The 11,120-nt window shown below is 68.6% G+C and carries 9 protein-coding genes and 1 pseudogene; 4 read left to right on the top strand and 6 right to left on the bottom strand.

Annotated features, from left to right (window positions below):
• Nucleotides 1-248 (bottom strand): annotated as a pseudogene (locus AC1DXV_RS24985) (hypothetical protein); the annotation flags it as partial.
• Nucleotides 249-344: 96 nt separating this feature from the next.
• Between AC1DXV_RS24985 and AC1DXV_RS24980 the strand changes: the two are divergent.
• From AC1DXV_RS24980 to parC, 3 genes are read left to right on the top strand one after another with little or no spacing between them, the layout of a single operon-like run.
• Entirely contained in the window at nucleotides 345-2,330 is a 1,986-nt protein-coding gene (locus AC1DXV_RS24980; RefSeq protein ID WP_477936077.1) for a DNA topoisomerase IV subunit B, read from the top strand.
• Between the two features lies 1 nt (nucleotide 2,331).
• On the top strand, nucleotides 2,332-3,048 hold the full coding sequence (locus AC1DXV_RS24975) for a lytic transglycosylase domain-containing protein (RefSeq protein ID WP_477936075.1): 717 nt from the start codon (nucleotides 2,332-2,334) through the stop codon (nucleotides 3,046-3,048).
• Between the two features lie 41 nt (nucleotides 3,049-3,089).
• Nucleotides 3,090-5,396: a DNA topoisomerase IV subunit A gene (gene parC, locus AC1DXV_RS24970; protein WP_477936073.1), complete on the top strand. Its 2,307-nt coding sequence runs from the start codon at nucleotides 3,090-3,092 to the stop codon at nucleotides 5,394-5,396.
• 44 nt (nucleotides 5,397-5,440) lie between these two features.
• Here the strand turns inward: parC and AC1DXV_RS24965 are convergent, their stop codons facing one another.
• The 3 genes from AC1DXV_RS24965 to AC1DXV_RS24955 form a co-directional block, all read right to left on the bottom strand.
• On the bottom strand, nucleotides 5,441-5,788 hold the full coding sequence (locus tag AC1DXV_RS24965) for a hypothetical protein (RefSeq protein ID WP_477866749.1): 348 nt from the start codon (nucleotides 5,786-5,788) through the stop codon (nucleotides 5,441-5,443).
• 86 nt (nucleotides 5,789-5,874) lie between these two features.
• Complete coding sequence (locus AC1DXV_RS24960) at nucleotides 5,875-6,354, bottom strand: disulfide bond formation protein B (protein WP_477866747.1); 480 nt, start codon at nucleotides 6,352-6,354, stop codon at nucleotides 5,875-5,877.
• 3 nt (nucleotides 6,355-6,357) lie between these two features.
• The gene (locus tag AC1DXV_RS24955) at nucleotides 6,358-6,819 is read right to left on the bottom strand and encodes a RidA family protein (protein ID WP_477866745.1); all 462 of its coding nucleotides are present in this window, start codon (nucleotides 6,817-6,819) and stop codon (nucleotides 6,358-6,360) included.
• A gap of 347 nt (nucleotides 6,820-7,166) precedes the next feature.
• Between AC1DXV_RS24955 and AC1DXV_RS24950 the strand changes: the two genes are divergently transcribed.
• Entirely contained in the window at nucleotides 7,167-7,520 is a 354-nt protein-coding gene (locus AC1DXV_RS24950; RefSeq protein WP_477866743.1) for a hypothetical protein, read from the top strand.
• A gap of 7 nt (nucleotides 7,521-7,527) precedes the next feature.
• Here the strand turns inward: AC1DXV_RS24950 and AC1DXV_RS24945 are convergent, their stop codons facing one another.
• Nucleotides 7,528-9,015, bottom strand: a complete 1,488-nt coding sequence (locus AC1DXV_RS24945) for a leucine-rich repeat domain-containing protein (RefSeq protein WP_477936071.1) — start codon at nucleotides 9,013-9,015, stop codon at nucleotides 7,528-7,530.
• A 137-nt stretch (nucleotides 9,016-9,152) separates the two neighbouring features.
• Nucleotides 9,153-11,120: PAS domain-containing hybrid sensor histidine kinase/response regulator (locus tag AC1DXV_RS24940; protein WP_477936069.1), on the bottom strand; the 1,968-nt coding region annotated here is incomplete at its 5' end.

The raw sequence follows: 11,120 nt of genomic DNA, 5'->3' as shown, positions 1-11,120 counted from the left end.
GCCGCCTTCTCCCAGACGCTGCGGTTCTCGAGCACGGTGCCCGACACGCCGACGCCGATGTCGAAGCCGGTCAGCCCGAGCGGCTCGGACGGGATCAGTGGCTTGAACGACAGGATGGCGCCGAGGTCTTCCGACAGCAGGCGGAATTCGGATTGCGAGAGCGACTGCAGCGTGTTCAGGTCGGCGGCCTGGGCGATCGGTGCGATGGCGCCCAGCAGGGCGATCAGGGAGGCGGAGGCAAGGTGCATGCGCGCCAGGGTAACGCGCCCCGGCGACGGCTCCGTGTCGGCTGCGCCACGGTCGATTGCGAGTTGTAACGTGGTGGGCTTCTAGAATCCCGCCCCATGGCGACCAAACCCAGCAATTCCTACGGCGAGTCATCGATCCGTGTCCTGAAGGGCCTCGAGCCCGTGAAGCAGCGGCCGGGCATGTACACCCGCACCGACAACCCGCTGCACATCATTCAAGAGGTCATCGACAACGCGGCCGACGAGGCGCTGGCCGGCCACGGCAAGCGCATCGACGTGGTGCTGCACACCGACGGTTCGGTCACCGTGCACGACGACGGCCGCGGCATCCCGTTCGGGCTGCACCCCGAAGAGCAGGTGCCGGTGGTCGAGATCGTCTACACCCGCCTGCATGCCGGCGGCAAGTTCGACAAGGGCTCCGGCGGCGCCTACAGCTTCTCGGGCGGGTTGCACGGCGTGGGCGTCAGCGTGACGAACGCGCTGGCCAAGCGGCTGGAGGTCACGGTGTATCGCGAGGGCCAGGTGGCGCAGCTGGCGTTCTCGGGCGGCGACGTGATCGAGCCGCTGGTCATCCGCAAGGGCGTGTACGCGGCCTCGTCGGGCGACCGCAAGACCGGCACCACGGTGCGTGCCTGGCCGGACCCGAAGTACTTCGAGAGCGTCGATTTCCCGAAGGCCGAGCTTACGCACCTGCTGCGCAGCAAGGCGGTGCTGATGCCCGGCGTCATCGTTTCGCTGACCCTCGAGAAGAGCGGCGAGGTGCTGACCTGGACCTACAAGGGCGGCCTGCGCGACTACCTGATGCAGGCGCTCGCGGCCGACCCGGTGATCCCGTTGTTCGAGGGCGAGCGCTACGCCGATTCGCGCGAGACCGAGAACTTCGCCGAGGGCGAGGGCGCCGCCTGGTGCGTGGCCTTCACCGAGGAAGGCTCGCCGATGCGCGAGAGCTACGTGAACCTGATCCCCACGGTGAACGGCGGCACGCATGAAGCCGGCCTGAAGGACGGCCTGTTCGGCGCGGTCAAGGGCTTCATCGACCTGCACAGCCTGCTGCCCAAGGGCGTGAAGCTGATGCCGGAAGACGTGTTCTCGCGCGCCAGCTTCGTGCTGTCGGCCAAGGTGCTGGACCCGCAGTTCCAGGGCCAGATCAAGGAGCGGCTGAACAGCCGCGATGCGCTGCGGCTGGTCTCCACCTACGTGAAGCCGGCGCTGGAGCTGTGGCTGAACCAGCATGTGGAGCTGGGCCGCAAGCTGGCCGACCTGGTGATCAAGCAGGCGCAGACGCGCCAGCGCGCGAGCCAGAAGGTCGAGAAGCGCAAGGGCTCGGGCGTGGCGGTGCTGCCGGGCAAGCTGACCGATTGCGAGAGCCGCGACCTGGCGCTCAACGAGCTGTTCCTGGTCGAGGGCGATTCGGCCGGCGGCAGCGCGAAGATGGGCCGCAACAAGGAGACGCAGGCGGTGCTGCCGCTGCGCGGCAAGGTGCTGAACGCGTGGGAGGTCGAGCGCGACCGGCTGTTCGCGAACAACGAGATCCACGACATCGCGGTGGCGATCGGCGTCGACCCGCACGGTGCGAGCGACGAGCCGGACCTGTCGGGCCTGCGCTACGGCAAGATCTGCATCCTGAGCGATGCGGACGTCGACGGCTCGCACATCCAGGTGCTGCTGCTGACGCTGTTTTTCCGGCATTTCCCGAAGCTCATCGAGCGCGGCAACATCTACATCGCGAAGCCGCCGCTGTTCCGTGTCGATGCGCCGGCGCGCGGCAAGAAGCCGGCGGCCAAGCTCTATGTGCTGGACGAAGGCGAGCTGACCGCCACGCTGGACAAGCTGCGCAAGGAAGGCGCGCGCGACAACAGCTGGAGCATCGGCCGCTTCAAGGGCCTGGGCGAGATGAACGCCGAGCAGCTGTGGGACACCACGCTGAACCCCGACACGCGCCGCCTGCTGCAGGTGGCCTTCGGCGCGCTCGATTTCACCGCCACCACCGAGTCGCTGACCAAGCTGATGGGCAAGGGCGAGGCGCAGGCTCGCCGCGAGCTGATGGAACTGCGCGGCGACGACGTCGAGGTGGATGTCTGAGATGAAGGCCGCGCTGGCGGCTGCTGCACTCGCCGTGCCCGCGCTCGTGCATGCCGAGCTGTGGGGCTATGTCGACGGCAGCGGCACCGCACACCTCGCACCGACGCAGGTCGATTCGCGCTACCACCTGGTGCTGGGCGATGCGGCGCAGCTGCGCGTGCCCGGCAAGACCGACGGTGCCGGCGGCCTGCTCACGTGGCTGGAGTTCGCACCCGAGGTGAAATCGCTGCAGCCGCTGCTGCGCGAGGCGGCGGCCGCGCACGGCGTCGACATCGAGCTGCTGAAGGCCATCATCGCGGTCGAGTCCGGCTTCAACGCGAAGGCGGTGTCGCCGCGTGGCGCGGTCGGGCTGATGCAGCTGACGCCGATCGCCGCGCAGCACTACGGCGGCTTCGCGGCCGACGAGCGCCCCGCGGCGCTGCGCGAGAAGCTGCTCGACCCGCGCACCAACATCCTCACCGGCGCCCGCATGCTGTCGAGCCTGACACGCCGCTTCGGCCGCATCGATGTCGCGCTCGCGGCCTGGAACGCCGGCGAATCGGCGGTGCGCAAGGCCGGCGGCGAGATGCCGGCCATCCCCGAAACCCAGGCGCACGTGCACCTGGTGCTGGAGCTCTACTGGGCGCTGCTGCAGGCGCGCATGCCGAGCGCGCTGCGCCTGCACCGTAGCCCGGATGAAGCGCAGCGCAATCCGGGAGCGGCGGCGAATCATGAATGACAACTCCCGGATTGGCATCCGGGCTACGAACTGACAACACGATGACCACCGACCTCTTCGACACCGGCAATCCCGACGACGCCATCACGCTGGCCCACTACGCCGAACGCGCGTACCTCGAATACGCGCTCAGCGTCGTCAAGGGCCGGGCGCTGCCCGATGTGTGCGACGGCCAGAAGCCGGTGCAGCGGCGCATCCTGTACGCGATGCAGCGCCTGGGCCTGGCCTTCGCCGGCACGGCCGGTGCGCGCCCGGTCAAGAGCGCACGCGTCGTCGGCGACGTGATCGGCAAGTTCCACCCGCACGGCGACCAGGCGGCGTACGACGCGATGGTGCGCATGGCGCAGGACTTCTCGCAGCGCTACCCGCTGGTCGACGGCCAGGGCAACTTCGGCTCGCGCGACGGCGACAACGCGGCAGCGATGCGCTACACCGAGGCGCGCCTCGCGCCGATCTCGCGCCTGCTGCTCGACGAGCTCGATGAAGGCACGGCCGATTTCATCCCCAACTACGACGGCGTCGAGCGCGAGCCGCGGCTGCTGCCCGCGCGCCTGCCCTTCGTGCTGCTGAACGGCGCGAGCGGCATTGCGGTGGGGCTGGCCACCGAGCTGCCCTCGCACAACCTGCGCGAGATCGCGGCGGCCACCGTCGCGCTGATCAAGAACGAGAACCTCAGCGACGACGAGCTCTTCACGCTGGTGCCCGGCCCCGACTACCCGGGCGGCGGCCAGATCATCAGCGCGCCCGAGGAGATCCGCGCCGCCTACACCACCGGCCGCGGCAGCCTGAAGGTGCGCGCGCGCTGGAAGATCGAAGACCTGGCGCGCGGCCAGTGGCAGCTCGTCATCACCGAACTGCCGCACGGCACCAGCGTGCAGAAGGTGCTCGAAGAGATCGAGGAGCTGATCAACCCGAAGATCAAGACCGGCAAGAAGGCCTTGAGCGCCGACCAGGTGCAGCTGAAGGGCTCGGTGCTGGCGGTGCTCGACGTGGTGCGCGACGAATCGAACAAGGATGCGCCGGTGCGCATCGTGATCGAGCCGAAGACCAGCCGCATCGAGCAGCAGGACCTGATCAACACGCTGCTCGCGCACACCAGCCTGGAGAGCTCGGCGCCGATCAACCTGACGATGATCGGCGCCGACGGCCGGCCAACGCAGAAGACGCTGCGGCTGATGCTGCAGGAGTGGATCGCCTACCGCCAGCAGACCGTGCAGCGGCGCACGCAGTTCCGGCTCGACAAGGTGCTTGAGCGCATCCACGTGCTCGAGGGCCGGCAGCTGGTGCTGCTGAACATCGACGAGGTGATCCGCATCATCCGGCACTCGGACGAGCCGAAGGCCGCGCTGATCGAGCGCTTCAAGCTGAGCGAGCGGCAGGCCGACGACATCCTCGAGATCCGGCTGCGCCAGCTGGCGCGGCTGGAGGCGATCAAGATCGAGCAGGAACTGGGCGAGCTGCGCACCGACCGCGACAAGCTGCAGGAGATCCTCGGCAGCCCGGCCTCGCTGCGCCGCACGATGATCAAGGAGATCGAGGCGGATGCGAAGCAGTACGGCGACGACCGCCGCACGCTGATCCAGGCCGGCAAGCGCACCGTGCTGGAGGTGAAGGTGCTCGACGAGCCGGTCACCGTGGTGGTCAGCCTGAAGGGCTGGGCGCGCGCGCTGAAGGGCCACGAGATCGATCCGGCGGCGCTGGCGTTCAAGGCCGGCGACGGGCTGTACGGCACCTTCCCGTGCCGCAGCGTCGACACCTTGCTGGTGTTCGGCAGCAACGGGCGGGTGTATTCGATCGCGACCAGCCTGCTGCCGGGCGGGCGCGGCGATGGTCAGCCGATCACGACGCTGGTCGACCTGGAGAGCGGCACGCAGCCGCTGCACTACTTCGCGGCGAGCGCCGACACGAAGCTGCTGCTGTCGAACACCGGCGGCTTCGGGCTGCTGGCGCAGGTGTCCGACATGGTCAGCCGGCAGCGCGGCGGCAAGAGCTTCATCACGCTGGACGAGGGCGACAAGCTGCTGCCGCCGGTGCCGCTGGCGGCGGCGCACACGCAGGTGGCGTGCCTGAGCCTCTCGGGCCGGCTGCTGGTGTTCCCGCTCGACGAGCTGAAGCTGCAGGCCAACGGCGGCCGCGKGCTGACGCTGATGGAAGTGGATGCGAAGGATCCGCTGGTCTCCACCGCCACCTGCGCGGCCGCGCTGAAGGTGCTGGGCCTGGGCCGCGGCGGCAAGCCGAAGGAGGAAGACCTGAAGGGCGCGTCGCTCGCCGTCTATGGCGGCAAGCGGGCGCGCAAGGGCAAGGTGCTGGATGCGGGGATGAAGGCGCAGCGGGTGTTGGCGGGCTGACGCCAGGTTGATGGCGCGCCCGGCTCAGCGGCCGGGGGGCAGGCTCACCGGTGGCGCGCCTGCTGCGCGTGTCGCCCGTCGGGCTGTGCAGTCCGCTTGCGCGGCGAAGTTTTGCGCGGCGTCCGTGTTGCCGCTGCGGCCGGCGGCTCCGGCTGCACCTCCTGCGGCGGTGTCGGCGGTGTCAGTTGCCCGATCGCCGGCCACGTGGGCATCGGCATCGCACCGAGCCAGAAGCTCCACATCGAGCGGCTCGTGCTCACCATGTGCTCCCAGCTGCGCGCCTGCCAGGCGGCCACCTGCTCCACGCCCCACGGCCCGTGCCAGGCGGGGGGCTCGGTGGCGGTGGGGTTGTCCTGGCGCGGTTCCCACCACGAGTTCCAGTGCCACATCATGATCGTGCTCCGGTAGCGGACGATGCTGTGAGCTTAGCCCTCGATGGCCGCGGGCGCCATCGGCGATTGACCCGCGGCCAGGGTGATCAGCGCCCGCGCAGCGCCGACAGCACCAGCAGCCCGGCCACGCCGAACACCGCGAGGCTCCAGAACTCGTAAGGCACGCCGATGATCGAGACCGCCGCCTCGGCGCAGCTGCCGGTCACCTGGAACACCGACGGCAGCAGCTTGTCGACGCCGATGCCGCTGATGATCTTGTCGGCGAAGGTCAGGTTGCACGAGGAGGACTTCGCGGCGACCAGGTTCTGGTACAGCGCTGCCGCGATCCCGCAGGCGGCCAGCAGCACCGAGATGCCGCCGAGCGCGACGCGCGGCCCGCCGCGAAGCCAGGCCGCGACGATGCACAGCACCGCGATCAGCGTGAACAGCAGGCGCTGCAGGATGCACCACGGGCAGGGGCGCATGTCGAAGACGTACTGCGAGAACAGCGCGACGCCGACGGCGGCCAGGCACAGCACCGCGACGGCATACAGGCGCTGCGTGGCGCCGAACTTGAAGGCGGCCATCGTTCAGGCCACCTGCGCGATCAGCTCGATCTCGACGCAGGCGCCCATCGGCACCTGGGCCACGCCGAACGCGCTGCGCGCATGCGCGCCCTTCTCGGCGCCGAACACCTCGGCCAGCAGCTCGGAGCAGCCGTTGGTCACCAGGTGCTGCTCGGTGAAATCGCCGGTGCTGTTGACGAGGCTCATCACCTTGACGATGCGCTCGACCTTGTTCAGGTTCCCGCCGACCGCCACGTGCAGCGTGCCCATCAGGTCGATCGCGATCGCGCGCGCGGCGAGCTTGCCGGTGGCGGTGTCGGTGTCGCGGCCGAGCTGGCCGACCCAGGGCTTGCCGTCGCGCTTGGCGATGTGGCCGGACAGGAACACCAGGTTGCCGGTGCGCACGAAGGGCACATAGGCGGCAGCGGGGGCGGACACCGGCGGCAGTTCGATGCCGAGGGCTTTCAGGCGGTCGTAGACGGACATGGCGGGCGAGGGCAGGTGGGGAAGCGGGGGATCCTACACCTGGGGCTTGGCTGAACGCGGTGCGGGGTTGTGGGCGACAAGTGGCCGCGTGAGGCCATGCTAAATTGCGCCCGCCTGCGCAAGAGCGTGGGTCGGGGTTGGAAGCCCGGTTTCAAAGGAGCGATCAAGCCACCCTCTGCGGTGGCTTGATCGTTGTCGCCCCTTGGTGCCCGTCTCGACGGCAGCCCAGGTGGGGGAGCCTTCGGGCTCGCCGACTCCTTTGAGACCGGTCTTCCAACCCTGCCTTGGGCTGCCACCCTCGTTGTGAAACGGGGTGGCAGACGGTACGCGTTCGAGGAGCCCCTGCGATGACGGCCTTTCCTGATGATGACGCGTGCGACGACAGCCGTACCGCGCCGCACTTTCAAGCCTTTCGATGGACCCGCCCGGAGAGCGACGCGCTCCCGATCGAGGCCCGGCACCTGAACCAGCTGATCGGCCAGGTGATCGACGTGACCCACGGCGTGCGCGTGCTGCTCGAACTGATGGAGCAGGACGAGATGGCCTTGCTCGACGACGCGCCACCGATCCTCGACCGGGTCAGCACCGGCGCGTTGCGGCGCCTCGGCGTGGCCTCGCTGCAGATGCTGAACCACGAGGCCAGCCGGCTGTGCGAGTGGGTCGAGGCGACGGCGGGCCGCGCATCTCGCGCGGCGCCGTAGCGGCGAGTCAGTCGGTCTCGGGTCGAAGACCCGCCACCAACTGGATCACGTTCCCAACGTCTTTCCCATTGAGTTGCCTCCGGATGAGCTCGAGAACATCCTTGGGAAGGTACGGCAATCCGCTGCGATGGAACATCGTGTGCAGGGCGAGGGGCGCCAGCCGGGCACGGTTTCCCTCGATGACCTTCATCACCTCATCGGGAACGCCCGGGGACACATCGAGCTCGATCAATGTCTCGCTCTGCATGGCAGCTTTCACAAATGCCTGGTACACCTCGTGATTGTCGACCTTGCCCATCTTGAGCTTGGTCAGCCGGCTGCATGGTTGCGAAAGCATCTTGCCCAGCGCGTGGGCATGTCCTGCCTCAAGCGGCCAGCCTCGGATGCAGAGCTCCGTCAGCGTCGAGTTCCCACCGATGGCGTTGAAGACGATGTCCATGACGGTACTGACCCGCTTCGCCGTCCTGGCGTCCTTCGAAATGGCCTCCTTTTCTGCAAGTTTCCATCTGCCCAGCCGCGCACGCTGGAATTTCCGCCGCACTTTGTGATGCAGTCGGCCAGCGCCTGAAGACCTCTGGTCGCGGCAGGCCTTGTTCCATGAGGGATGGCCCAGATCCAGGACCTTCAAGGACTTCGAAGTGGTCAGCAGGTCGGCGAGCGCCTTGGCATCGGCCTGCGAGTACGACGCTGAAACCAGATGAATCTCCTCGACGCCGAGCTCCTTCAGCGATTCGAAAATCGCTGCAAGGCCGCCGTCGCCTGCAGCTCCGCGGAGGGTCAACGCCCGCAGATGGCGCCGGTTCCCGAGCGAGCAGGCCATCGCGGTGTAGCCGGACGTGCCGCATGAGTTGTAGGAGAAGTCGAGCTCCTCGATGGAGCGGTTGCCTTTCAGTGCAGCGCCAATCTGCGCCATCGCACTGTCGTCGAGGCCGCAACTGCAGAGTGTCAGCGATCGCAGCGACTGGTTGCCTTCGAGGGCCTGGGTCAGGCAGCGCAGCGCTTCATCTTCGAAGGAGCTGCCGTTGCCGGTGATCTTCAGCGAGCGGATCCGGTGGGAATCGCGAAGCAGCAGGCTTGCGAGCTTGAGCATCGAGGGGTTGGCTCTGATGGAATCGGCCTCTTGTTCTATGCCGACCGGCAATGAGATCCCAGTGCGGTCGAGCCACGCGAAGGCGTATTCCAGGGTGTCGAGATCGAGCTCGCGGAGCGCGATGGAGGCATCGATCTCCTGGCTGCCGTCTTCGCCGTGTGCATGCAGGTGGTGCAGCCATGCAAGGCATTCGTCATTTTTTTCGCTCAGGCTGATGTTCAGCGCCATGGTCCACGCGAGAAAGCGTTTCTTCGGTGAACACCCGGGTTCCTCCAGCCTGTTCAATGCGTCGTGCAGATCCGAACTCGTGTCGGTCGGCCGGGACGCAGAGGGGGCCTGTATCCGGTCCGTGGATTGCCCCGACACGACGCGGCGGTTGTTTTGAGAAGAGACGCTGGGATTCATGCGGGAGTTCCGTTTCGATTCATTGACCAATGGCCCGAATCAGTGCCGTTCCGCGCGACACGGTTCCACGGCGCTGTCAGCCATTGATCGACGGGTCGGTCCGAGCGTCCCAGGCTCTGCCGCTGCGCCGTAGCGRCTCAGCGCCCCAGCAGCCCCGCCGCCGTCAGGATCAGCTCCGCCATGTCGAATGGCTTGGCCAGGTGGGCCTGGTAGCCGGCGAGCAGCGATTTCTTGCGGTCCTCGGCACGCGCGAAGGCGGTCAGCGCCACGGCGGGGATGCGCTCGTCGCGGCCTTCGGCGGCGCGCAGCGCCCGCATGAACTGGTAGCCGTCCATCGCCGGCATGCCGATGTCGCTCACGATCAGCGCCGGCCGGGCCTGCTGCACGGCCGCGAGCGCCTCCTGCGCCGAGGCGAAGCCGGTCACCTGCGCACCCTGGTCCTCGAACATGCACCGCAGCAGTTCGCGCGCATCGGGCTCGTCGTCGACGATGAACACGTGCACGCCACCCAGCCGCGGCAGCGGCGGCAGGTCGGCAGCCCCGGCCCCGGCCGGCGGCCCGGACTGCGCCGCCTCGGTCTGCTGCGGCGCCTGCGAGACCGGCAGCTCGACCACGAAGCTCGCCCCCTGGCCTTCGCCCTCGCTGCTCGCCCGGATCGTGCCGCCGTGCAGCTCCACCAGCTGCCTGCAGATCGCGAGCCCCAGGCCCAGGCCGCCGAAGGCCCGCGTCGTCGAGCTGTCCTGCTGCGAGAAGCGGTCGAACACGTGCGGCAGGTAGCTGGCCGGAATGCCGATGCCGCTGTCGCTGATGCTCAGCTCGAGGCGCGCKCCGACGCGCTGCAGCGTCACCTGCACCTGCCCGCCGCGCGGCGTGAACTTGATGGCGTTGGTGAGCAGGTTCCACACCACCTGCTGCAGGCGGCCGCTGTCGCCGTGCACCGTCGACGCGGCCGGATCCAGCTGGCTCGTCAGGCGCACGTCCTTGGCCTCGGCCGAGGGCAGCGCCGAGTCGACGGCCGCCTGCACCACGTCCAGCAGCGCGATCGGCTGCACATCGAGCCGGACCTTGCCGGCCATGATCCGGCTCAGGTCGAGCAGGTCGTCGATCAACTTGACCTGCGCCCGGGCATTGCGATCGATCACCTCGATGGCGCGCTCCAGGTCCACCGGTTTGTCGGTGTTGGCGGCGCGGCGCAGCACCTGGGTCCAGCCGAGGATGGCGCTGAGCGGCGTGCGCAACTCGTGCGACAGCGTCGCGAGGAACTCGTCCTTCACGCGCGTCGCGCGCTGCGCCTCCATGCGGGCGCTGCGCTCGGCCTGCAGCAGTTCGTCGCGCTGGCGGCTGGCGAGCTCGGCGGCCTCGGCCTGCCGGCGCTCGGTGAGGTCGCGGGTCAGCTTGGCGAAGCCGAGCAGCCGGCCGTCGCCATGGCGCAGCGCGGTGATCGTGACGTTGGCCCACAGCATCGAGCCGTCCTTGCGCACGCGCCATCCCTCGTCGATGAAGCTGCCCTTCTCGGCGGCCACCTGCAGCTCGTGGTCTGGCCAGCCGCTCTCCCGTGCCTCGCGTGGGTAGAAGATCGAGAAGTGCCTGCCGATGATGTCGGCGGCGGTGTAGCCCTTGATGCGCTCGGCACCGACGTTCCAGGTGGCGATCCTGCCGTTGGGGTCGAGCATGAAGATCGCGTAGTCGGACACGCCTTCGACCAGCAGCCGGAACCGCTCTTCGCTGCGGCGCAGGGCTTCTTCATGGCCGCGCCGCTGCGTCAGGTCGCGCGTGACCTTGGCGTAGCCGAGCAGCTGGCCGTCGGGGGCGCGCATCGCGGTGATCACGACGTTGGCCCAGAACTGCGAGCCGTCCTTGCGAACGCGCCAGCCCTCGTCCTCGAAGGTCCCGGTCGCCTGGGCCACCTCGAGCTCGTGCGTGGGCAGGCTGCGCGCCAGCGCTTCGGGCGGGTAGAAGCGCGAGAAGTGCTGGCCGATGATCTCGTGCGCGCGGTAGCCCTTGAAGCGCTCGGCACCGGCATTCCAGCTGATGACCCGGCCCTCGGGGTCGAGCATGAAGATGGCGTAGTCCCGCACGCTCTCGACGAGCAGGCGGAAACGTTC

Source organism: Rhizobacter sp. P3_C12 (assembly GCF_056402735.1).
The sequence above is the reverse complement of the archived record's forward strand: the minus strand, read 5'-3'. Positions and strand labels throughout refer to the sequence as shown.